General features: G+C 68.9%; 26 protein-coding genes. 16 read left to right on the top strand and 10 right to left on the bottom strand.

The window, feature by feature from the left end; genetic code table 11:
* Positions 1-6: 6 nt before the first annotated feature.
* Both CKW34_RS17825 and CKW34_RS17820 read left to right on the top strand, forming a co-directional pair.
* Positions 7-372: a YidH family protein gene (locus CKW34_RS17825; RefSeq protein ID WP_059383300.1), complete on the top strand. Its 366-nt coding sequence runs from the start codon at positions 7-9 to the stop codon at positions 370-372.
* Positions 373-385: 13 nt separating this feature from the next.
* Positions 386-718, top strand: coding sequence for a DUF202 domain-containing protein (locus tag CKW34_RS17820; protein ID WP_059383299.1), 333 nt, complete (start codon positions 386-388; stop codon positions 716-718).
* Positions 719-721: 3 nt separating this feature from the next.
* On the opposite strand, the gene CKW34_RS17815 is transcribed toward CKW34_RS17820, so the two are convergent.
* Positions 722-1,747, bottom strand: coding sequence for a YeiH family protein (locus CKW34_RS17815; RefSeq protein WP_059383411.1), 1,026 nt, complete (start codon positions 1,745-1,747; stop codon positions 722-724).
* Positions 1,748-1,848: 101 nt separating this feature from the next.
* Between CKW34_RS17815 and CKW34_RS17810 the strand changes: the two genes are divergently transcribed.
* Positions 1,849-2,742: a LysR family transcriptional regulator gene (locus CKW34_RS17810; protein WP_016690882.1), complete on the top strand. Its 894-nt coding sequence runs from the start codon at positions 1,849-1,851 to the stop codon at positions 2,740-2,742.
* A 21-nt stretch (positions 2,743-2,763) separates the two neighbouring features.
* Here CKW34_RS17810 and CKW34_RS17805 read toward each other — a convergent pair whose 3' ends face one another.
* Complete coding sequence (locus tag CKW34_RS17805) at positions 2,764-3,627, bottom strand: EamA family transporter (protein ID WP_059383298.1); 864 nt, start codon at positions 3,625-3,627, stop codon at positions 2,764-2,766.
* Positions 3,628-3,721: 94 nt separating this feature from the next.
* Between CKW34_RS17805 and CKW34_RS17800 the strand changes: the two genes are divergently transcribed.
* From CKW34_RS17800 to CKW34_RS17790, 3 genes are all read left to right on the top strand, one after another.
* Positions 3,722-4,516, top strand: coding sequence for a TIGR03084 family metal-binding protein (locus CKW34_RS17800; RefSeq protein WP_059383297.1), 795 nt, complete (start codon positions 3,722-3,724; stop codon positions 4,514-4,516).
* A gap of 67 nt (positions 4,517-4,583) precedes the next feature.
* Complete coding sequence (locus CKW34_RS17795; protein ID WP_059383296.1) at positions 4,584-5,732, top strand: acyl-CoA dehydrogenase family protein; 1,149 nt, start codon at positions 4,584-4,586, stop codon at positions 5,730-5,732.
* A gap of 68 nt (positions 5,733-5,800) precedes the next feature.
* Positions 5,801-6,961 carry an acyl-CoA dehydrogenase family protein gene (locus CKW34_RS17790; protein ID WP_059383295.1) on the top strand — a complete coding sequence of 387 codons (1,161 nt, stop codon included), beginning with the start codon at positions 5,801-5,803 and terminating at the stop codon, positions 6,959-6,961.
* A gap of 44 nt (positions 6,962-7,005) precedes the next feature.
* Here the strand turns inward: CKW34_RS17790 and CKW34_RS17785 are convergent, their stop codons facing one another.
* Positions 7,006-7,650, bottom strand: coding sequence for a TetR/AcrR family transcriptional regulator (locus CKW34_RS17785; RefSeq protein ID WP_059383294.1), 645 nt, complete (start codon positions 7,648-7,650; stop codon positions 7,006-7,008).
* Positions 7,651-7,811: 161 nt separating this feature from the next.
* Here CKW34_RS17785 and CKW34_RS17780 point away from each other — a divergent pair, with 161 nt between their 5' ends.
* From CKW34_RS17780 to tuf, 7 genes are all read left to right on the top strand, one after another.
* Complete coding sequence (locus CKW34_RS17780; protein ID WP_016690888.1) at positions 7,812-8,441, top strand: TetR/AcrR family transcriptional regulator; 630 nt, start codon at positions 7,812-7,814, stop codon at positions 8,439-8,441.
* A 10-nt stretch (positions 8,442-8,451) separates the two neighbouring features.
* Positions 8,452-9,003, top strand: a complete 552-nt coding sequence (locus CKW34_RS17775) for a DUF3558 domain-containing protein (RefSeq protein WP_059383293.1) — start codon at positions 8,452-8,454, stop codon at positions 9,001-9,003.
* Positions 9,000-9,533, top strand: a complete 534-nt coding sequence (locus CKW34_RS17770; protein WP_059383292.1) for a DUF3558 domain-containing protein — start codon at positions 9,000-9,002, stop codon at positions 9,531-9,533. Before CKW34_RS17775 ends, CKW34_RS17770 begins: the two co-directional genes overlap by 4 nt.
* Positions 9,534-9,857: 324 nt before the next feature.
* Positions 9,858-10,232: a 30S ribosomal protein S12 gene (gene rpsL / locus CKW34_RS17765; protein WP_006552258.1), complete on the top strand. Its 375-nt coding sequence runs from the start codon at positions 9,858-9,860 to the stop codon at positions 10,230-10,232.
* Positions 10,232-10,702 (top strand): 30S ribosomal protein S7, encoded by a 471-nt coding sequence (rpsG, locus tag CKW34_RS17760; RefSeq protein ID WP_016690891.1) that lies wholly within the window; start codon positions 10,232-10,234, stop codon positions 10,700-10,702. The genes rpsL and rpsG overlap by 1 nt, the downstream gene beginning before the upstream one ends.
* Positions 10,703-10,848: 146 nt before the next feature.
* Complete coding sequence (fusA, locus tag CKW34_RS17755; RefSeq protein ID WP_024101663.1) at positions 10,849-12,951, top strand: elongation factor G; 2,103 nt, start codon at positions 10,849-10,851, stop codon at positions 12,949-12,951.
* Positions 12,952-13,043: 92 nt separating this feature from the next.
* Positions 13,044-14,234 carry an elongation factor Tu gene (gene tuf / locus CKW34_RS17750; protein WP_016690893.1) on the top strand — a complete coding sequence of 397 codons (1,191 nt, stop codon included), beginning with the start codon at positions 13,044-13,046 and terminating at the stop codon, positions 14,232-14,234.
* A 129-nt stretch (positions 14,235-14,363) separates the two neighbouring features.
* Here tuf and CKW34_RS17745 read toward each other — a convergent pair whose 3' ends face one another.
* Together CKW34_RS17745 and CKW34_RS17740 are read right to left on the bottom strand one after the other, a co-directional pair.
* A complete protein-coding gene (locus CKW34_RS17745) occupies positions 14,364-15,527 on the bottom strand; it encodes a serine hydrolase domain-containing protein (RefSeq protein WP_059383291.1) in 1,164 nt (387 codons plus the stop codon).
* Positions 15,528-15,677: 150 nt separating this feature from the next.
* Entirely contained in the window at positions 15,678-16,310 is a 633-nt protein-coding gene (locus CKW34_RS17740) for a TetR/AcrR family transcriptional regulator (protein ID WP_059383290.1), read from the bottom strand.
* A 45-nt stretch (positions 16,311-16,355) separates the two neighbouring features.
* Here CKW34_RS17740 and CKW34_RS17735 point away from each other — a divergent pair, with 45 nt between their 5' ends.
* Positions 16,356-17,531, top strand: a complete 1,176-nt coding sequence (locus tag CKW34_RS17735; protein WP_059383289.1) for an oxygenase MpaB family protein — start codon at positions 16,356-16,358, stop codon at positions 17,529-17,531.
* Positions 17,532-17,552: 21 nt separating this feature from the next.
* Here the strand turns inward: CKW34_RS17735 and CKW34_RS17730 are convergent, their stop codons facing one another.
* Genes CKW34_RS17730 through CKW34_RS17710 form a run of 5 tightly spaced genes read right to left on the bottom strand, consistent with a single transcriptional unit; the run spans position 17,553 to position 20,082 of the window.
* Positions 17,553-18,116 (bottom strand): hypothetical protein, encoded by a 564-nt coding sequence (locus CKW34_RS17730; RefSeq protein WP_059383288.1) that lies wholly within the window; start codon positions 18,114-18,116, stop codon positions 17,553-17,555.
* Positions 18,113-19,129 carry a DUF6286 domain-containing Asp23/Gls24 family envelope stress response protein gene (locus CKW34_RS17725; RefSeq protein WP_059383287.1) on the bottom strand — a complete coding sequence of 339 codons (1,017 nt, stop codon included), beginning with the start codon at positions 19,127-19,129 and terminating at the stop codon, positions 18,113-18,115. Before CKW34_RS17725 ends, CKW34_RS17730 begins: the two co-directional genes overlap by 4 nt.
* A complete protein-coding gene (locus CKW34_RS17720; RefSeq protein ID WP_006552248.1) occupies positions 19,122-19,316 on the bottom strand; it encodes a hypothetical protein in 195 nt (64 codons plus the stop codon). Before CKW34_RS17720 ends, CKW34_RS17725 begins: the two co-directional genes overlap by 8 nt.
* A complete protein-coding gene (locus CKW34_RS17715; protein WP_059383286.1) occupies positions 19,313-19,624 on the bottom strand; it encodes a hypothetical protein in 312 nt (103 codons plus the stop codon). Before CKW34_RS17715 ends, CKW34_RS17720 begins: the two co-directional genes overlap by 4 nt.
* Positions 19,621-20,082 (bottom strand): Asp23/Gls24 family envelope stress response protein, encoded by a 462-nt coding sequence (locus CKW34_RS17710; protein ID WP_026060889.1) that lies wholly within the window; start codon positions 20,080-20,082, stop codon positions 19,621-19,623. The genes CKW34_RS17715 and CKW34_RS17710 overlap by 4 nt, the downstream gene beginning before the upstream one ends.
* A 210-nt stretch (positions 20,083-20,292) precedes the next feature.
* Between CKW34_RS17710 and CKW34_RS17705 the strand changes: the two genes are divergently transcribed.
* Positions 20,293-21,498 carry an NAD(P)/FAD-dependent oxidoreductase gene (locus CKW34_RS17705; RefSeq protein ID WP_059383285.1) on the top strand — a complete coding sequence of 402 codons (1,206 nt, stop codon included), beginning with the start codon at positions 20,293-20,295 and terminating at the stop codon, positions 21,496-21,498.
* A gap of 67 nt (positions 21,499-21,565) precedes the next feature.
* A complete protein-coding gene (locus CKW34_RS17700) occupies positions 21,566-22,369 on the top strand; it encodes a glutamate racemase (RefSeq protein ID WP_059383284.1) in 804 nt (267 codons plus the stop codon).
* Positions 22,370-22,453: the final 84 nt, after the last annotated feature.

The following is a 22,453-nucleotide window of genomic DNA, read 5'->3' as shown; positions in this document are numbered from 1 at the left end:
CGCTCCGTGGAGACCAGCGGAGGCTGGCGCCCGAAGGCGCTGCGGGAGGGTACGGACCCGGACCCTCGTTTCACGCTGGCCAACGAGCGCACCTTCCTCGCGTGGGTGCGGACCGCGCTCGGCGTCATCGCCGCGGCTGTCGCGCTGGAGACCTTCGCGGGCGGCATCGTGTCGGAAGGGCTCCGCACGGTGCTGGCGTGCGCGCTACTCGGATTCGCCGCCGTGCTCACGGTGTTCGCGTTGATCCGCTGGCACCGCGTCGAGCACGCGATGCGCACCGGACGTGCACTCCCGGTGCCGTGGGTGGCCTACTTTCTCGCCGTCGCCCTCGGGGTCTCCGGGGTCGTGCTCGCCGTCGCGATCGCCTGGTGAGACGAGCGGCATCGTGAGCCCGGACGATCTGCGGCACGGCGACGCCGGTCTGCAGCCCGAACGGACCAGTCTGGCGTGGCTGCGCACGGCCTCGGTGCTCGGTGCGGTGGTGCTCGGATTCATGCGGTTCGTGCCCGGCCCGGGTGCCGTGGTCGCGACGATCGGCCTGGTCTGCCTCGTGCCCGTGCTCGCGGTGCTGCTCGCGTCCCGGATCGGTCACCGCGCGCGTGTGCGCGGATTGGTCGCGGGGCGCGTGCCCTATTTCTGGTGGCGCAATGTCGCGGTCACCGCCACGGTCGTGGTGCTCGCGATCTCGTCGGCCGTACTGATCGTCACCGCCCGCTGATCCTCACGGCCCGCCGAGTGACGACACACCGATCAACGCTATCGCCGCGACCCAGACGGTCGCCGCTGCCGCGAGGGCGATCGGGCGCCATCCGACCCCGCGGAGCACCTCCCGGCGAACCCCCGCGCCCAGGGCGAACATCGCGACCGTCAGCAGTGCCCTCTGCACCGTCCCCGCGGCCTCCACCACGATCGGATCGAGCAGTCCGGTCGAGCGCAGTGCGACGCACGCGAGGAAGCCCAGCAGGAAGGCCGGCACGATCGGGGGAGTTCGCTCGTCGCGGCGGCCGTCACCGCGCCTCCGGGCGACGACCCCGACGACAGCCACGACCGGGGCCAGCAGTGCCACCCGGGCGAGTTTGACCGTCACCGCCGCGGCGAGCACCCCACCGGCGGTGACCTCGAGGGCGGTGCCGGTCGCGACCACCTGGGCGACCTCGTGGATCGCCGCACCCGCCCAGAGGCCGGCCGTCCCAGGGGTCAGCCCGAGCATGTCGGCGGCGAGCGGGACGAGCGGGATCATCGCGGTGCCGAACACGACCACCAGTGCGACGGTGGTGACGAGTTCGCGTTTGCGTGAGTCGATCACGCCGTCGACCGCCGCCGCGGCCGCGGCCCCGCAGATCGAGAAGCCGCACGCGATGAGCAGACGCTGGGTCCAGCCCATACCGAGCCACCGGCCGAAGGCGAGCGATCCGCCGATACCCGCGACGACGACGGTCGCCGCGACGATCGCTGTGCCCCACCCGAGGTCGACGAGATCGGAGACCGCGAGCTGCACGCCGAGAAGTGCGACGCCCACTCGGAGGAGACGCTTCGACGCCGTACCCAGGCCCGGCTCCAGAAGGCCGATCACCGGTGCGGGCAGACCGATATTCGCCACGACCACACCCAGGACGATCGCGACGAGCAACGGGCTCGCCCCGGGGATCAGGTGCGCCGCTCCCAGTGCGACGACCGCGCCCGCCGCGGCCACCAGGAGACCCGGGACGACGGTGGGCCGGGATGCGGGCGCGTGGACGGTGAGCATGCCTCGACTCTTCCGTCGCAGCGGTGTCCGCACCAGCCGTCGATCGGACATGAGCTCATATCGAATGGATATGTGCAGAGGGTCCGGCATATCGTTCGTGCATGACCAGCTGGCCGGATCTCGTCGCTCTGGAACTGCTCGTCGGGGTCGACGACCGGGGCGGGCTCGGCGCCGCGGCCCGCGCGGCCGGTCTCGCCCAACCCAACGCGACCCGCATGCTGCGCCGGCTCGAACGGCAACTCGGCGCGGTCCTCGTGCGGCGGGGCCGGACGGGTTCGGTGCTCACCCCGGAGGGCACGGTGGTCGCGCACTGGGCTCGGGAGGTCCTGGCCGACGCGGAACGTCTCCTCGACGCCGCTGCCGCACTGCGCGTCGAGCAGCAACCCGAACTGGTGGTCGCGGCGTCGATGACGGTCGCCGAACACCTCATCCCGCGATGGCTCGGTGCCTTCCGCACGCTCCGCGACGACGTCCAGATCCAGTTGCAGGTCCACAACTCGATGCGGGTGTGCGATGTCGTCGCCGAGGGCGGATGTGACGTCGGGTTCGTCGAAGGACCGACAGTGCCGGAGGGACTGCACAGTGTCGCGGTGGCACGCGATCGCCTCGTCGTGGTCGTCCCGCCGCAGCATCCCTGGGCGCGGCGGCGTCGGCCGCTCACCGTGGCCGAACTCGCGGCGACACCACTGGTCGTCCGCGAGGAGGGGTCTGGTACCCGCCGCACCCTCGACCTCGCGTTGCAGGAGTACGACCGGGCCGCACCGCTGCTCGAACTCGGGAGCGGAGCAGCGGTCCGCACGAGCGTGCTCGGGGGTACGGGCCCGGCGGTGCTGAGCACCCTCGCGGTGGAGGAGTACCTCGACTCCGGTCGCCTGGTCGCGGTCGCGGTGGACGGACTCGACCTGCAGCGTGTGCTCCGCGCGGTCTGGAGGCCGCCACGGGTGTTGTCCGGTCCGGCAGGGGAGCTGGTCCGTCTGATCACCCGTACCCGCTGACCGGTCGTATATTCGCAATATTCACGCGCGCGAATGCTGCAGAGCGCCGGCTCCGGCGATCACGACGAGTGCGATGCCCACGAGGGCGAGAGGGTCGACGAACTGCCCCAGCACCAGGGCACCGGCGAGTGCAGCGGCGGCGGGTTCGAGAGCGATGAGGATCGCGAACACCTTCTTCGGAAGGTCGCGCAGGGTGCGGATCTCGAGGGTGTACGGGATCGCGGACGACAGCAGCGCCACGGCGAGTCCTGCGAGCGCGAGGTCGGGCCGGAGGAGTGCGGTGCCGGCGGTCGCCGCGCCGAACGGCAGGACGACGACGGCCGCGATCGTGGTGGCTCCCGCCAGTCCGGCCGATCCGGGCAGGGTCGTCGCCACACGTGACCCGGCGATGATGTACCAGGCCCACCCCGATGCGGCGACCAGCGCGAAGGCGACACCGAGCGGATCGAGACCGGTGGACAGTCCGGCGCCGTCGCCCACGCCGAGCAGCACCACCCCGGCCAGCGCGAGTACCACCCACAGGACGTCGCGGATGCGTCGGGACAGGATCGCGGCCAGCCCGAGCGGGCCGAGGAACTCGATGGTGACGGTCGCGGCGAGGGGCAGTCGCGTCAACGCACCGTAGAACGCCGTGTTCATGAGCGCGAGACTCGCGCCCAGCGTCACCACGGCCCGCCACTGCTCCGGTGTCCACGTCCGTGGCCGGGGCCGGGTGAACACGCAGAGGATCACGGCCGCGAACAGCAGGCGCAGGGTCACGGTGCCGAGGGCGCCCGCCCGGTCGAACAGGGTCGCGGCGAAGGCCGCCCCGAACTGCATCGACAGCACCGCGGTGAGGACCGCGACGACCGGCCCGACGGGGTGCGAGCGGGAATCGTCGGCCATCCCGCCAGTCTGTCGGACGGGCACGAACGACGCCCGCCGCGAAAAACAATCACGTGTGCTTGATTTTGGAGCTGTGACGTGTGACGCTTGCCGCATGTCCGATCTGCACACCGTGCTCGACGATCTCCGCGCGGAGGGCGACGATCTCGACGCTCTCGTCGCGACCCTGCCCGACGAGAACTGGGCACTGCCCACCCCGGCGGAGGGCTGGACCATCGCCCACCAGATCGGCCACCTGTTGTGGACCGACCGGGCGGCGCTCACCGCCGTCCGCGACCCGGACGCCTTCGTGAAGACGGTCGAAGCGGCGTTCGGGAACCCGTTGGGATTCGTCGATGTCGGTGCCGCGGAGCAGGCGGGCCGCCCGCCCGCGGAGTTGCTCGCCGATTGGCGCGACACCCGCCGCGAACTCGCCGACGCGCTCGCCGAGGTCCCGCGCGGTACGAAGATCCTGTGGTTCGGACCGCCGATGTCGCCGGCCTCGATGGCGACCGCGCGGCTGATGGAGACCTGGGCGCACGGGGGAGACGTCGCCGACGCACTCGGCGTCACCCGCACACCCACCGCGCGCCTGAAGAACATCGCGCACCTGGGAGTGCGGACGCGCGACTTCGCGTACGTCATCCGCGACCGGAGGCCGCCCGCCGAACCGTTCCGCGTGGTGCTCACCGCCCCCGACGGTGACAGCTGGGAGTGGGGTCCCGAGGACGCGGCGCAGTCGGTCACCGGCCCGGCCCTCGACTTCTGCCTGCTCGTCACCCAGCGTATCCACCGCGACGACACCGCCCTCGTCGCCGACGGCCCGGACGCGGAGGAATGGCTCGGTCTCGCACAGGCCTTCGCCGGCGCGCCCGGCGCCGGACGCGAAGCCGGTTCGTCCGCCTCCTGAGGCCACCGCCCCACAGTCGAGACACCCCGGCCGGAACATCGTCGACCGGAACACCATCGGAGACATCGTGAGTATGTGGACCACCCCCGAGCGTCTCGCCCTCCGCGAGACCGTCACCGGTTTTGTGAAGCGCGAGATCCTTCCTCATCTCGACGACTGGGAGCGCGCCGGCGAACTGCCTCGCGAACTGCACGTCGAGGCCGCGAAGATCGGACTGCTCGGCGCCGGATTCCCCGAGGAGGTCGGTGGTTCCGGCGGCGACGGCGCCGACACGCTGACCGTGTGCGAGGCGTTCCACGAGGCGGGTGCCTCGGGCGGTGCGTTCGCGTCGCTGTTCACGTGCGGCATCGCACTGCCGCACCTCATCGCAGCCGGTGATCCCGAACAGATCGACAGGTGGGTACGGCCCACTCTCGCAGGCGAACTCGTCGGGTCCCTCGCGATCACCGAACCGGGTGGCGGATCGGATGTCGGTCATCTGACCACCACCGCGGTGCGCGACGGCGACCACTACGTCGTCAACGGCGCGAAGACCTACATCACCTCGGGGTGCCGCGCCGACTTCGTGGTCACCGCGGTTCGCACCGGTGGTCCCGGCGCCGGGGGAGTCTCGCTGCTCGTGATCGAGAAGGGCACACCGGGTTTCACCGTCTCCCGCAAACTCGACAAGATGGGATGGCGCGCCTCGGACACCGCCGAGTTGTCCTTCGCCGACGTCCGCGTGCCGGTCACCAACCTCGTCGGCGCGGAGAACACCGGATTCTGGCAGATCGCACAGGGTTTCGTCTCCGAGCGGATCGCCCTCGCCGCCCAGGCCTACTCGGGCGCGCAGCGGTGCCTGGACCTGACGGTCGCGTGGTGCCGTGATCGCGAGACCTTCGGGCGGCCACTGATCACCCGCCAGGCCGTGCAGCGCACGCTGTCCGAGATGGCGCGTCGCATCGACGTCGCGCGCGTCTACACCCGGCACGTCACCGAACGCGCCGTGGCGGGGGAGACCGACCTGATCGCCGAGGTGTGTTTCGCGAAGAACACCGCTGTCGAGTCCGGCGAGTGGGTCGCCAACCAGGCTGTCCAGTTGTTCGGCGGACTCGGGTACATGGCCGAATCCGAGGTCGAACGGCAGTACCGCGACATGCGCATCCTCGGCATCGGTGGCGGCACCACCGAGATTCTCACCGAACTCGCCGCCAAGCGGCTGGGTTACGGCACCTGACCGACTTGTTCCCTCACGCGACCGTCCACGGCCGCGCGTCCTCTCACCCGAACCCGGAAGGCATCCTCGTGAGCATCATCGAGACCGAAGAACAGAAGGAACTGCGCGCTGCGGTGGCGGCTCTGGCCGAGCGCTACAACTACGTCGACTACGTGCTCCCCAAGTCGCGCGCGCACGAGCCGCTCACCGAATTGTGGGCGGAGGCGGCCAAGCTCGGCTTCCTCGGCGTGAACCTCCCGGAGGAATACGGAGGCGGCGGCGCCGGCATCTACGAACTCGCGCTGGTGCAGGAGGAACTCTCCGCCAAGGGTGCCGGACTGCTGCTCGTCGTGGTCTCCCCGGCCATCTGCGGCACGATCATCTCCAAGTACGGCACCGACGCCCAGAAGCAGGAGTGGCTGCCCGGGCTCGCCGACGGCTCCCGCATCATGGCCTTCGGCATCACCGAGGCCGACGCCGGATCCAATTCGCACAACATCACCACCATCGCCCGCCGCGACGGTGACGACTGGATCCTCTCCGGCAGCAAGGTGTACATCTCCGGTGTCGACCAGGCCGACGCCGTGCTCGTCGTCTCCCGCACCGAGGACGCGAAGACCGGCAAGCTCCGCCCGGCCCTGTTCATCGTGCCGACCGACGCTGCGGGCTTCACGAAGACGCCCATGGAGATGGACATCCTCGAGCCGGACTACCAGTTCTCCCTGTTCTTCGACGACGTCCGGCTTCCCGCCGACGCACTGGTCGGTGAGCCGGAAGCCGCGCTGATGCAGCTGTTCGCCGGCCTGAACCCCGAGCGGATCATGGGCGCGGCGATGGCGGTGGGCATGGGCCGGTACGCCCTCGACGCCGCGGTGCGCTACGCCAACGAGCGCACCGTCTGGAAGCAGCCCATCGGTGCGCACCAGGGCATCGCGCACCCGCTGGCGCAGCGCAAGATCGAGCTCGAACTCGCCAAGCTCATGATGCAGAAGGCCGCCTTCCTCTACGACAGCGGCGACGACTTCGGGGCCGCCGAGGCCGCGAACATGGCCAAGTACGCAGCGGGCGAGGCCGCGATCGCCTCGCTGGACCAGGCGATCCAGACGCACGGCGGTGCCGGCCTGACCCGGGAGTACGGCCTCGCGGCGATGCTCGGTGCCGCGCGCATCGCCCGAGTGGCGCCGGTCAGCCGGGAGATGATCCTCAACTTCGTCGCCCAGCACTCGCTGGGTCTGCCGAAGTCGTACTAGGCCGCAGTCGTTCCAGGTCGCAGTCGTTCCAGGCCGCAGTCGTTCTAGGTGGACGCTTCCGGGTTCGAGGTTTCGGGGTTCGACACCTCGGACCCGGAGGTTCCGGCGTTTGGCGGGAAGGAATCCGACGGGAAGAGGCCGGCCGCCTCCTCCTCCGGGAGCAGCGTGCCCAGCAGATATGCGAGGGACCACCGCAACGAGTTCACGTCCTGCAGCGGCACGGTCTGCTGGTAGCCCACGAGCGCGTACAGGGCCAACCGAGCGAACCGCTCGGCCTGTTCCCTCGAACCGATGTACTGGGCCACCGCTTCGGCCACCACCGCGTAGCGCAGCTCGTCGACCTTGCTCTGCACCTCGTGGACCCCGGAGTCGCTGTGCGACCAACCGCGGATGGCGGATTCGGCGGAGTGGGGAAGGCTGCACGCGAATTCGACGAGCAACCGGAGTCGCCGGGTCATCGAACCCTCGAGGCGCGCCGCGGCGGCGAGCTGGAGCGTCTGGCTCTCGAGCCAGTGCTGGAGGAATTCGGTCTTGAACTGCGCCCAGCTCTCGAAATAGTTGTAGAACGAGCCGGTCGTCACCTCGAGGTGACTGCACAACCGTGCCTGCTTGAGTCCGGCATGGTCGTTGGTGGCCAGGATGGCCAGCGCGGCGTCGAAGTAGTCCTCGCGCCTGACGATGGTCGCCACGTGGTGCTCCCCTTTCGCCCCGACCCGTTATACGAGTGTACGGATGATGAGCTTTGCGTACGGTCTCGGGGTCGCACGAATACCCGTTCGGCGGAAGATCAGTCGTGACGGAACGGTCGTGACCGGTGGTGGGGACAGGACAGGCAGGAACAGGAGACCCGATGGCGCGAGAACCGAAGCAGGATCGCAGCCGCGCCACGCGGCGGCGACTGCTCGAGGCGACGATCGACTGCCTCGCCGAATCCGGTTGGGCCGCAACCACGGTGAGTGTGGTCGCCGAACGGGCGGGAGTGTCGCGCGGGGCCACCCAGCATCACTTCCCGACCCGGGAGGATCTCATCACCGCATCGCTCGAGTTCATGTTCGACAGTCGCATCGAACGGGTCCGCACCGAGCCGTTCGACGTGCCCGAGGGCGTCGGCCGCACGGAGGCGGTGGTCGAGCGCATCGTCGACCAGTGCACCGGCAACATGTTCAAGGCCGCCCTGCAGGTGTGGACGGCCGCGGCGGCCGATCCGGCTCTGCGCGAGATGCTCCTGCCGCTCGAGGAGAAGTTCGGGCGCGTCTCGCACGCGGTGGCCGTCGAGCAGCTCGGCGCCGACGACACCGACCCGGTCGTGCACCGAACCGTGCAGGCGACCCTGGATCTCGCGCGCGGCCTCGGTCTGGCCGATGTGCTGACCGACGACTCGGCGCGCCGACGGGAGATCGTCCGGCACTGGGCCGCGCAGCTCGACGAGGTGCTCCGGGAGTCCTCGAGTCGTCGCACGCAGGCGGGCCCGGCTCGGTAGTCTTCCCGCCATGCCTCTCCCGCGCATCGGAAGGACGGCGGCTGCCGTGGCCACGGTGGGTCTCATGGGTCTCGGTGCGGCGGCGTGCGGGAACTCCGACGACGCCGAACAGGCCGAAACCGCGCCGACCGCGTCCGTCACCGACCCCGGCCCGCTGTTCGACGAGTGCGGCGCGATGTCCGACGACGAGGTGGCGGCGGCCTTCGGTCTCGGAACGTTCACGACGGTGACGCGCAACTCGGTGGGTTGCGAGTGGGAGATCTACGTCGGCGGTCCCAGCGTGAGCTTCTCCTGGTACCGGGGAAGTCCCATCGGCCGCGAACGGGCAGGCTCCGATCTCATCGGCCGGCCCGCCGCCGACGTCGAGATCGGGGGACGGTCCGGCTTCATGGGGTCCTACCAGAACGAACTGGGGCAGACGACGCTGTGCGAGATCGGTGTGGACTTCGGCGGCGACTTCGTCCACTGGTCGGTCTCGTACTCGAACCTCACGCCCGTCGCCGACGCCTGCATGGTCGCTCGCGGCCTGGCCGCCACGAGTGTGGAAAGGGTGCAGAAGTGAACGCCCGCCGCTGGGGTGCCGCGCTCGCGACCGTCCTCACGACTGGCGCTCTGCTCACCGGGTGCACCCGCACCATCGAGGGGCGTGCCGTTCCCGAGGGGATCGGTAGCGGCACGGGTGCCGAGTTCACCCGGCTGCTCACCGAGTGCGACGCGGTCGCCGACGAGAAGATCGCCGAGGCGGTGGGCGCGGACTACGTCTACCGTGGATTCTTCGGTGCGATCTGCCGCTGGGACGGCGAGGGACCCGCCGGAGTAGTGAAGGTCACCTTCAACTGGTTCGAGACCGGTTCCCTCGACCACGAACGCGCCGCCGCCGAAGGGCTCGGCTACGAGATCGAGAACACGACCATCGAAGGCCGGCGGGCACTGCAGATGCGCCGACCGGGCGATCCGCGTTCGTGCGGGGTCAGTTCCGGGGCGTCGACGACCGGGATCTTCGGCTGGTGGGTGCAGTACACCTCCGGGGGAACGGACCCGTGTGAAGCTGCTGCTACGTTGGCCCGGCTCACACTGAACCTCAGCAGTTGACGGTGTGTGCGGATCCTCGGGAGGGTGCGCGCTCCTCACTTTGACCTCATGTGCGCCCGCCGGGTATCGTTGTGGGTCGTGTCCGGCATGCCCGGGCCGGTCTGTGTGCCTATGCGAGGTAGTGCCGTGCGCGCGGTCTGTGGATTTCTGCAGGAGCGAGCCCCCGGCTGCCTGTGTGGGGGTACGCGACACACCCGACCTCGTGTGCACACGAGGGGCGAGTGAGGGGCAGCAGCTTTCTTGCCCCAACCGATGGATCCCTAATTTCAGAACAGCCGAGGTTGCTCGAAGTGAGCAGCTTCAGACAACGAAGAAAGCCGGTTAATGCCAACCATCAATCAGCTGGTCCGCAAGGGCCGCCGCGACAAGGCCGCCAAGGTCAAGAGCGCGGCGCTCAAGGGCAGCCCCCAGCGTCGCGGCGTGTGCACTCGCGTGTACACCACCACCCCGAAGAAGCCGAACTCGGCTCTCCGGAAGGTCGCCCGTGTGCGTCTGACCTCCCAGGTCGAGGTCACCGCCTACATCCCGGGTGAGGGCCACAACCTCCAGGAGCACTCGATGGTGCTCGTGCGTGGCGGTCGTGTGAAGGACCTCCCGGGTGTGCGCTACAAGATCATCCGCGGCTCGCTCGACACCCAGGGTGTCAAGAACCGCAAGCAGGCCCGCAGCCGCTACGGAGCGAAGAAGGAGAAGGGCTGATGCCACGTAAAGGTCCCGCTCCCAAGCGCCCCCTGATCGCCGATCCGGTCTACGGTTCGCCGCTGGTCACCCAGCTGGTCAACAAGATCCTGCTGGACGGCAAGAAGTCCACCGCCGAGCGCATCGTCTACCAGGCGCTCGAGCAGGCTCGCGAGAAGACCGGCACCGATCCGGTCGTCACCCTCAAGCGCGCGCTCGACAACGTCAAGCCCGCCCTCGAGGTCCGCAGCCGTCGCGTCGGTGGTGCCACCTACCAGGTGCCGGTCGAGGTTCGCCCCGGTCGTTCCACCACCCTCGCCCTGCGCTGGCTGGTGACGTTCGCGCGTCAGCGTCGCGAGAAGACCATGGTCGAGCGGCTCGCCAACGAGCTCCTCGACGCGAGCAACGGCCTCGGCGCATCCGTGAAGCGCCGCGAGGACACGCACAAGATGGCTGAAGCCAACAAGGCGTTCGCGCACTACCGCTGGTGAGTCGTCGCCGACCGGGAGATGCCGTCATCACGGACCTCCCGGTCGGCTGCTCGCACAACTGTGTCGGTCCCGTAAAGGCCGGCTGACAACACAAGAACATGTGGTCCGCACCCAAGGACCGACACGAGCTACGAGCGGGGTTACCTGTGGCACAGGAAGTGCTGACCGACCTGAACAAGGTCCGCAACATCGGCATCATGGCGCACATCGATGCCGGCAAGACCACCACCACCGAGCGCATCCTCTTCTACACCGGTGTCAACTACAAGATCGGTGAGACGCACGACGGTGCCTCGACCACCGACTGGATGGAGCAGGAGAAGGAGCGTGGTATCACCATCACCTCCGCTGCTGTGACCTGTTTCTGGAACAAGAACCAGATCAACATCATCGACACCCCCGGCCACGTCGACTTCACGGTCGAGGTCGAGCGGTCGCTGCGCGTCCTCGACGGCGCAGTCGCCGTGTTCGACGGCAAGGAGGGCGTCGAGCCCCAGTCCGAGCAGGTCTGGCGCCAGGCTGCCAAGTACGACGTTCCGCGCATCTGCTTCGTCAACAAGATGGACAAGATGGGCGCGGACTTCTACTTCACCGTGCAGACGATCATCGATCGCCTGGGCGCGAAGCCGCTGGTCCTCCAGCTCCCCATCGGTGCCGAGGATGCCTTCGACGGCGTCGTCGACCTCGTCGAGATGAAGGCGCTCACCTGGCGTGGCACCACCGACATCGGCACCGAGGCCACGGTCGAGGAGATCCCGGCCGACCTCGCCGACAAGGCTGCCGAGTACCGCGAGAAGCTGCTCGAGACGGTCGCCGAGTCCGACGAAGAGCTCATGGAGAAGTACTTCGGCGGCGAGGAACTCACCGTCGCCGAGATCAAGGCGGCCATCCGCAAGATGACCGTCAACTCCGAGCTCTACCCGGTGCTGTGCGGCTCCGCTTTCAAGAACAAGGGCATCCAGCCCATGCTCGACGCGGTCATCGACTACCTGCCGAACCCGCTCGACATCGGCGACGTCATCGGCCATCAGGTCGGTAACGAAGAAGAGGAACTGCGTCGTAAGCCCTCGAAGGAGGAGCCCTTCTCGGCTCTCGCCTTCAAGATCGCTGCGCACCCCTTCTTCGGCAAGCTGACCTTCGTCCGCGTGTACTCCGGCCGGATCGACTCGGGCACCCAGGTGCTCAACTCGACCAAGGGCAAGAAGGAGCGCGTCGGCAAGCTGTTCCAGATGCACGCCAACAAGGAGAACCCGGTCGACGAGGCGGTCGCGGGCCACATCTACGCGATGATCGGCCTGAAGGACACCACGACCGGCGACACCCTGTGCGCGCAGGACGCCCCGATCGTCCTCGAGTCGATGACCTTCCCGGACCCGGTCATCCAGGTCTCCATCGAGCCGAAGTCGAAGGCCGACCAGGAGAAGCTGTCGACGGCCATCCAGAAGCTCGCCGAAGAGGACCCGACCTTCTCGGTCGAGCTCGACGACGAGACCGGCCAGACCGTCATCGGCGGTATGGGCGAGCTCCACCTCGACATCCTCGTCGACCGCATGAAGCGCGAGTTCAAGGTCGAGGCCAACGTCGGCAAGCCGCAGGTCGCGTACCGCGAGACGATCACCAAGCCGGTCGAGAAGCTCGAGTTCACGCACAAGAAGCAGACCGGTGGCTCGGGCCAGTTCGCAAAGGTCATCATCGGCCTCTCGCCGTTCGTCGGCGAGGACGGCGCGACCTACGAGTTCGAGAACAAGGTCACCGGCGGTCGCATCCCGCGCGAGTACATCCCGTCGGTCGACGCGGGTGCTCAGGACGCCATGCAGTACGGCGTGCTCGCCGGCTACCCGCTGGTGAACCTGAAGGTCACCCTCATCGACGGTGCGTACCACGACGTCGACTCGTCCGAAATGGCGTTCAAGATCGCCGGCTCGCAGGCACTGAAGGAAGCGGCCCGCAAGGCCGCCCCGGTGATCCTCGAGCCCCTCATGGCGGTCGAGGTCACCACGCCCGAGGACTACATGGGTGAAGTGATCGGCGACCTGAACTCCCGCCGTGGCCAGATCCAGGCCATGGAGGAACGCAGTGGTGCCCGTGTCGTGAAGGCGCTGGTTCCGCTCTCGGAGATGTTCGGTTACATCGGCGATCTGCGGTCGAAGACCCAGGGTCGTGCGAACTTCTCCATGGTGTTCGATTCCTACGCAGAGGTTCCCTCGAACGTCGCGAAGGAAATCATCGCCAAGGCGACCGGCGAGTAACCTCCGGGTTATCCCTCGGTCACCTGCACGACCAAGTAATACAAACCGCACTGCTGCATACAGCAAGCAACAACAGTCCAGGAGGACATCCAGTGGCGAAGGCGAAGTTCGAGCGGACCAAGCCGCACGTGAACATCGGCACCATCGGTCACGTCGACCACGGCAAGACCACCACCACGGCTGCGATCACCAAGGTGCTTGCCGACAAGTTCCCCGACCTGAACGAGAGCTTCGCTTTCGATCAGATCGACAAGGCACCTGAGGAGAAGGCTCGTGGTATCACGATCAACATCTCCCACGTCGAGTACCAGACCGACAAGCGCCACTACGCGCACGTCGACGCCCCGGGTCACGCGGACTACATCAAGAACATGATCACCGGTGCCGCCCAGATGGACGGCGCGATCCTGGTCGTGGCCGCCACCGACGGCCCGATGCCGCAGACGCGTGAGCACGTGCTGCTCGCCCGCCAGGTCGGCGTTCCCTACATCCTCGTCGCCCTGAACAAGGCCGACATGGTCGACGACGAGGAAATCCTCGAGCTCGTCGAGATGGAGGTGCGCGAGCTCCTCGCTTCGCAGGAGTTCGACGAGAACGCTCCGGTCGTCCCGATCTCCGCTCTCAAGGCTCTCGAGGGTGACGAGAAGTGGGTCCAGTCGATCGTCGACCTCATGCAGGCCGTCGACGACTCCATCCCGGACCCGGTCCGTGAGACCGACAAGCCGTTCCTCATGCCCGTCGAGGACGTCTTCACCATCACGGGTCGTGGCACCGTCGTCACCGGCCGTATCGAGCGTGGCGTGATCAACGTCAACGAAGAGGTCGAGATCGTCGGCATCCGCCCCGAGTCGACCAAGACCACGGTCACCGGCATCGAGATGTTCCGCAAGCTGCTCGACCAGGGCCAGGCCGGTGACAACGTCGGTCTCCTCGTCCGCGGCATCAAGCGCGAGGACGTCGAGCGCGGCCAGGTCGTCGTCAAGCCGGGCACCACGACTCCCCACACGGAGTTCGAGGGCCAGGCCTACATCCTCAACAAGGAGGAGGGCGGCCGCCACACGCCGTTCTTCAACAACTACCGTCCGCAGTTCTACTTCCGTACCACGGACGTGACGGGCGTTGTTACCCTCCCCGAGGGCACCGAGATGGTCATGCCCGGTGACAACACCGAGATGTCCGTCAAGCTGATCCAGCCGGTCGCCATGGACGAGGGCCTCCGCTTCGCGATCCGCGAGGGTGGCCGCACCGTCGGCGCCGGTCGCGTCACGAAGATCATCAAGTGAGCTAGTTCTCACTGACGCTCGAACGGCGTCCACCCTTCGGGGTGGGCGCCGTTCGGCGTTTCTGTTCCGGCGCGGGCGCCGTCAGGTGTTCCGGCGCGGGCGCCGTCAGGTGTTCCGGGGCGGAGGCGATCAGCCGACGATCTCCTTCAGCTGGTTCGCCACGGGGGTCACCGGTTCCTCCCCGTCGGCCGTCGCGATGTCGCTGTTCACGGCAGCGACCACCACGGCCCGGCGTTCGGGCAGGTACCCCACATAGGTGTTGAACCCGGGGAGCTCGCCCGTGTGGCCGAGCCAGCCGTTCTCGATACCGAGCCCGAGGCCGTAGGCGCGGGTGTCGGTCGCACCGGGGATGTCGAACAGGAACGAATCGAGACGGAGCTGCTGCATCTCGGGGGAGAGGATGCCCTCGCCCGTCCCGAGGGCCGTGCCCCACAACTCGAGATCGTCGACCGTGGAGATCACCGCGCCGGCCGACCATCCCCACGACGGGTTCCAGTCGGTCGCATCGGCCGTCTGCCCGTCCGGTTGCCCCTGCTCGGTGATCCCGTACAGGTGCGGTGACGCGATCGCCGCGTCGGTGGGCATGACGGTCTCGGCCATGCCCAGGGGCTCGAAGACGTTCGCCCGGAAGTACTCGTGCAGGCTCTGCCCGGAAACCTGCTCGACGACCAGCCCGAGCGCGATGAAGTTGGTGTTCGAGTACTCGAACCGCTCGCCGGGAGCGAAGTTCGGTGCGTCACCGCGCACGAAGTCGAGGAGCTGGTCAGGGGTCCACGGGGCCTCCGGATCGGCGAAGAGCCGCTGCTGGAATTCCTCGTCGAAGGTGTAGCTGGGGATACCGCTCACCATCGAGGCCAGCTGCCCCAGAGTGGCGGTGTCCCCGTTCGGCAGACCCGGCACATAGCGGCCGATCGGATCCTCGAGCGACAATTCGTCGTCCTCCGCCAGTTGCAGCAGAGCGGTGACCGTCATCGTCTTCGTGATGCTGCCGATACGGGTGTGATCGTCGGGGCCGGGCTCCTCCGATCGATCCGCACCGATCGTGCCGGACGCACCGGTCCATTCGTAGTCCGGGGTGACCACACGCGCAACGACTCCGGGGAAACCGACCTCCTCGCGCATGCGGTCGAGCACGTCCTGGAACTCGTCGGCGGGCGCCTCGCCGGTGGCGGTCGAATCCGTAGCCGTCGCCTCGGATGTTGCGGCCGGCAGTGATTCTTCGGCGGTGTCGTTGCCGCAGGCGGCCACGACGGTGAGGATCACGGCGGACGACACGATCGGTAGTCGGCGCACGGCATTCTCCCGGTCGAGACGACGGTGTGAGGACGACAGTGATCAGTATGTGCCGTTCGGCAGGACATCGGGTCTGTTTTCGGGCCGAAAAACGACCGCCCCGTATGTGAAGCATTCTTGTCAACCGCGCCGTGTGGTCGGCGCTCTCGATCAGGCGCTCTCGATCGCGGCGAGGAGCATCCGCGCCGTCATCGCAACCATCCGCGTCCGATCGGATCTCCGGGGACGTAGGAGGGCGATCCGCGAGCACAGGCTCGCCGTCGCTCCCATCACGATGAAGACGAGATCGTCGAGTGCTGCGTCGTCGAGATCGGGTCGCAGCCGGGCCGGGATGATGCGTCCCAGCGGCCGCAGCGGACCTTCGACCTCGGCCCACGCGAGCCCGAACTCGATCTCCTCCGAGGTGTACGACACCCGGAGCACCGCGGCGTGTTTCTCGAACGCGGCGGTGAGACTCTCCACGACCGTCACCATGGCCTCCGCCGGCTCCTGGTCCATCGCCCGTCCGATGGCGGTGGACAGCGAGGTGGTGATCGCGTGGACGGCGGTCATGCGGAGTTCGTCGAGCACGGCGTCGACGTCGGGGAAGTACCGGTAGACCGTCCCGATGCTCACGTGGGCGTGCTCGGCGAGTGCCGTGGTGCTGATCCGCGCGGTGGGGCTGCGCTCGAGCAACTCGTGCGCAGAGGTGAGGAGCAACTTGCGGGTGTCGTGACTCCGCTGCTGTACAGGTCGCTTCCGGGGTGCTTTTCCTGCGGTTCTGTCACCGCGCGGGGAGCTCATGAAAAGTGAATAGTAAGTGAGGATTCCTCGTGTTTCCATGGATGTATGGAGCGACGTATCCCACGTGATCTCGTCAACGCCGACCTTGCGGTGCGCCGATACGCAGATCTCGGCGAGCGCTGGCTCGACGGCATGTGGCAGGCCGACCCGTTGGCCGACGCCGTGGTGAACGACGACTTCGGTCCGACCTCCGCGACCGACGCCGTGCGCGTCGCACTCGCCGACGGTGTCGACGCGGTCCCCGACGCACCCGACTCCCTGCGAGAGCTGTTCGCCTTCCTCGACGACGAACCCGCCTGGGTCGACCACGACCGCATCGACAACGCCGCCGACGCGCTCGTGCGGCACACGCCGATCCTCGGCATGGTGCTCGGTGCCGCCTCGCTGCTGCGCGGTGCCGGGAACTTCATCGCCGGAAAGCCTCTCGCACTGACGGGCCGCTACGTGAGTCGGCCGGCCGTGCGGTCGGTCGAGGTCGGGGAGTGGTTACGGCACGTCCTCACTCGCGGCGGAATGCGCCGCGACGGAGGCGGATTCGCGTTCACGGTGCGGGTGCGCCTGATCCACGCCCACGTGCGCAAGGGCATCCTCGCGAGCGGGGTGTGGGACGAGGACGCCTGGGGAGTGCCGATCCCGCAGTCGTACATGGCGCTGACGATGGCCGAGTTCGGGCACATCGCGGTCGAGGCGATGCAGGTCCTCGGGGTGCGCTTCACCGATCGCGAACTCGACGACATCTACCACCTGTGGCGATATGTCGGGCACGTGATCGGGATGGGCGAGGAACTGGGCCTGCGTACCGAACGCGACCACATCGCGGTCGAGGACCTCTACCGGCTCACCTCGCCGGGCCCCAGCGACGAGGACCGGGAATTCGTCACCGCACTGACCGAGCAGTATCTCGTCCCGGAGCTGGCGAACCTGCTGCCGGGCCCCGCACCGATCCGGACGGCGGTCGCCCGCACGGTGATGCACTCGCTGCAGCGGGTGTTCATCGGCGACGCCGACGCCGACGCCCTGCACATCCCCGACAGTCCGCTCAAGCACGTCCTCGGACGCGTCGGGCCGCTGCTCGCGCTCGTCGACCGCGTCCAGGAACTCCGCTACCCGGACCTCGAACGCACCACGCAGCGGGCGTACAAGGTGCGCGACGTCGCGATGGACCGGATGCGCGTGGACTACCGCGTCGAGCACGACCTCGTGGACGCGGCCCGAAGCTGAGCCGCCCCGGGCCGGGTGGGCTCAGTGGACGTCGACGGCCGGGTCGAGATGTACCAGGACCTGCGTCGCCACGTGCGCCCCACCAAGAGCCCGCGCGACCCGCTGGGCGGCATCCTCGGCGGCTTCCGTCAGTTCGGTGACGTCGATGGTCGGGTCGGCGTGCACCACCACCGAGAGCGTCGGCAGGTGGCGTTCGACCACGGCGCGTCCGCGCACGGCCCGCACGCCGGGTAGGGCGGCGAGTTCGGCTGCCACACCGTCGGCGACGGGACCGAGTTCGACACCGAGAGTGGCGTCGGTGACCTGGTCGTAGAGCTGCACGGTCGAGGTGCGCCGGCGCGACAGGTTGACGGCGAGCAACGCGATGCCGAGCACGAGTCCGCCCGCGAAGACCGACCACAGGGCCGGCGTCCACCACGACTGGTCCGGAATGTCGGTCACGCGGGGACGGTCGAGACGCGAGAGCTGTTCGCGGGCGGCGGGAACCTGCCACACCCAGGCGAGGGCGAATGCGCCGGCACCGGCGAGCGCGAGGCCCGTCAGGAAGGTGACGAGCCGATTCGCCAGCACGGTACGGAGTTTCACCGCGCCACCTCCACCACGAGTTCGACGGGGTCGGCGAGCGCCGCGAGGTTCGGGGCGACCGCGCCGCGCACGGAGGCGGTGATCTCGTCGACCGGCGTCTCGTCCTCGATCGAGATACGCACCACGGCACGGCGACGATCGACGACCGTGCGGGCCGTGCGCACACCGGTGAGCGCGGATGCGTGGGCGCTGCACATGCGTGCGACGTCGGTGCGCCGCATCCACACCGTGGGCACCGGTCCCGCGACCTGCAGCGGGACATGCGTCCGGCGACGGGGTTTGAGCGAGACGACGATCAGGACGATTCCGAGGACGAGGCACACCGCCGCGATCGGTGCGAGCCAGGTGTGCCAGTGCAGGCGGCCGAACCACTCGAAGGAGTTGCGCAGCCACGGGGCGCCGCCGTACGTCCCGTTGACGATGAGCAGTTCCCGGGCAGCGACGAACGACAGGGCGAGTGCCGCGATCGCGACGATCGCGGCGGCGGGTGCGGCCGCGGGCGGCGCCAGCGGTGGCAGGGGAGCGACGGTGGGGATGTCGGGATGCGGGGTGGTCCGCGCCGCGACGATGTCGGATTCCAGGTACTCGACGGGTGGTTGTGCCTCGTCGGTCTCGCCGTCCTCGACGAGCGCGGTCGCGACGATGAGCACGTTGAGTTCGCTGATCCGCATGCCTGTCAGGTCGTGCAGTTGGCGTTCGACCGCGTCGTGGACCCGGCGGGTGAGCATCGCCGCGTCGTACGGCCATTCGGCGGCGATGTAGAGATTCACCGCGACGGCCTTCGCGCCGGTGGTGACGTCGGCCCTGGGCAGGTCGCGGCCGGTGAGACGCAGGATGCCGCCTCCGCTGTGCCGCACCACACCGGGGACGCCGAGCGCGGCGGCCGCGGCGATGCGTTCGATCGCGCGGTCCTTGACGACGAGGCTGCCGCGTTCGCCCGGCGGCACGACCCCCGTCCCCTCGGTCGCGGTGTCGTCGGATGTCCCGACGTCGGGTGCGGTGGGGTCAGCCACGGCCCCGACTCCTCAGCAGGGCGCCGAGGTCGAGGTGGCCGTCGCGGTGGGCGCCGATCGCGGCACCCAGCGCGCCGAGCAGCACGGCGAACAGCAGGCCGCTGAACCCGCCGATGATGCCGGCGAGGGCCAGGAGCAGCCCCGCGAGGAGTCCGACGACGGTGTTGCTGACGGGTGTGTGGTTCACGATGGGGCTCCTTCTCGTTCACCGGCGTGGACGTCTTCGATCGTCACCTGGACGGGCACGTCCACCAGCGGGGACACCCGGACGCGGACGGCGTCGGCGACGGCCGGGAGATCGGCAGGGATCCGCACGACGATGTGCACCGCGCAGAGTCGATCGGTCAGCCGCACGCCTTCGACGCGTCGCCCGGGCAGGTAGGTGGCGACCTCCCCGAATGCGCCGCGGTGCAGGCCCACGACGCCGGGAACGGACAGCGCGGCGTCCGCGACCAGGTCGGCCGCGTTCGCCTGCGCTGCGGATCCGGGGTTCACTGCACGCGGGGTTTGGCGTCGTCGGTGAGGGCCGCGGCCTCTTCGTGGAGCATGACGTCGAAGACCGTGATGTTGACCTCGGTGACCTCGAGTCCCGTCATGCGCTCGACCGCGGCGATGACGTTGTGCCGGATGGCGACGGCGAGTTCGTGCAGCGCGACGCCGTATTCGGCGACGATGCCGATGTCGATCGCGGCCTGACGCTCACCGACCTCGACGGCGACCCCCTGCCCGTGGTTGATCCGCGCGCCGGGGATGCGGTCGCGTAGTGCGCCCACGACGCGGGCGGTGCCGGCGCCCACCTCGATGACGCCGCTGATCTCGCGGGTCGCGAGCCCCGCGATCTTGGCCACCACCGCGTCCGCGATGATCGTGCGGCCCTGCGGGTCGGCGGGTCCGGAGGAGGTTCCGGCGCCGAACTGTATGCGGCTGATACCTGCGCCGCTGTCGCTGGTCATGAGGGCTCCCAGGTAGGTGTACCGGTCGTGTTCCGTGCTCGATCCTGTGCTGGATCCCATTGTCCTCACGGTGCCTCGAACTCTAACGGCCGACGTAGGTCTGTCGCCCGCCGTCGCTGTTTGGTAAGAACGTGGGGCGCAGGGTGGGATACATCACTGACGCGCGGCACGAGCATTCGTGTCACAGACGAAGCGAAGGATGGGCCGAGGGTGTCGAACGAGCGGGAGACCGAGAGTACGCCGGAGCGCGTCGTCGTCGTGGGCGCCGGTCTGGCGGCGGTGCGTACCGCCGAGGAGTTGCGCCGGGCCGGATACGAGGGCGAACTTGTGCTCGTCGGCGACGAGACGCACCTGCCTTACGACCGCCCGCCCCTGTCGAAGGAGGTCCTGCGCGGCGACCGCGACGACACGACCCTCCGCCCGAGCGAATTCTTCGAGGAGAACCGCATCGAGCTGAAGCTCGGTGCGGCGGCCCGTTCGGTCGACACCGCAGCGCGCACCCTCACCCTCACGGACGGCACCGAACTCGGCTACGACGAACTCGTCGTCGCCACGGGTCTGCGGCCCCGCCGCATCCCCGGTCTGCCGGATCTGGCGGGAGTCCATGTCCTGCGGTCGCTCGAGGACAGCCGCGCGCTGCGCGAGGCGATCGTGCCGGGTGCCCGCGCACTGGTGGTCGGCGCCGGATTCATCGGATGCGAGGTCGCGGCGAGCCTGCGGTCGCGCGAGGTCGAGGTCGTGCTGGTCGAACCGCAGCCCACCCCGCTCGCGTCGGTGCTCGGTGCCGAGGTCGGTGCTCTCGTCACGCGGCTGCACACCGCCGAGGGTGTCGACGTGCGCGCCGGCGTCGGTCTGTCGGAGATCCGCGGCGACGAGCGTGTGACCTCCGCGGTCCTCGGCGACGGCAGCGAGATCGAGATCGATCTCGTGGTCCTCGGCATCGGTTCGATCCCGGCCACCGAGTGGCTCGAGGGTTCGGGTGTCGAGGTCGAGAACGGAGTCGTGTGCGACGGCACGGGCCGCACCTCCACCCCGCACGTGTGGGCGGTCGGCGACGTCGCGTCCTGGCAGGTGCCGGCCGGTGGCCGCCGGCGCATCGAGCACTGGACGAACGCCGGTGAGCAGGCATCCGTCCTCGCCAGGACCATCATGGGTGTCGAGGCCGGGGCGGCCGCGCAGGTGCCCTACTTCTGGAGCGACCAGTACGACATCAAGATCCAGGGCCTCGGTGCGGTCACGGCCGACGACACGGTGCACGTCGTGCGCGACGACGGCCGCAAGTTCCTCGCGTACTACGAGCGCGACGGCAGGCTCGTCGGTGCCGTGGGCGGCGGCCTGCCCGCGCTGGTCATGAAGTCGCGCGCGAAGATCGCCGCGGGCGCCCCGATCGACGAGCTGCTCGCGGCAGCGGTATAGGGGAGTGGGCTGCGCGTCGCGCCGACCGCACTCGGGTCGGCGGTGCGCGACCCGCTAGATTCGTAGGGTGATCGTTGCGCTCATCGACTCGGGTCTCGGGCTGTTGCCGACGTCCGCGTGGCTGCGACGGTTGCGTCCCGATCTCGACCTCATGTTGTCGACGGATCCCGACGGCGCCCCGTGGGGGCCGAAGTCACCGGACTGGGTGATCGGCCGGGTCGTCACCACCGCCCGCCGCGCCGTCGACCGCGGCGCCGAGGTGGTCGTGCTCCCGTGCAACACCGCATCGGTGACCGCCCTCGAACACGTACGGGCCGATCTCGGCCCGTCGGTGCCCGTGGTGGGCACGGTTCCCGCGGTCAAGCCCGCGGCCGCGGCGTGCGACTCCGTGGCGATCTGGGCCACCGCGGCGACCACCGCGAGCAGGTACCAGGCGAATCTGATCGAACAGTTCGCGAACGGGTCCGAGGTCGTCGGTGTGGCGTGCCACGGACTCGCCGATGCCATCGATGCGGGTGATCGGGTGGCCGTCGCCGCAGCGGTCGCCTCCGCGGCCGAGCGCACCCCTCGGGACGTGCAGGGTGTGGTTCTCGGCTGCACCCACTACCCGCTGGTCGCGGACACCATCACCGAACATCTGCCGGCCGGGGTGCGCCTGTTCGACAGCGCCGAGGCCGTCGCACGGCAGACGCTGCGCCGGATCGATGCGCTCGGGCGACCCGCCTCGGGCTCGGGTCGTGTCGAGGTCTTCCGCAGCGGTGTGCCCGGAGAGTTGCCGCCGGCAGCGACGGTCTTCGCCGCCGGTCGTGCCCTGCTCGCGGCGCCCGGCGACATGCGCGACGCGGACGTCGAGGACGCCACCTCTCTCTGAGTGTCCGAGCCGCCGGGTGGGTGGCCGGAGGAATACTTCGTCGAGCGAAGTATGTTGGTGAAGGGGTGTTCACCAATTCGCGCG

The organism is Rhodococcus rhodochrous, from assembly GCF_900187265.1.
Lineage (GTDB): Bacteria > Actinomycetota > Actinomycetes > Mycobacteriales > Mycobacteriaceae > Rhodococcus > Rhodococcus rhodochrous.
This window is presented reverse-complemented; position numbering and strand designations above follow the sequence as displayed.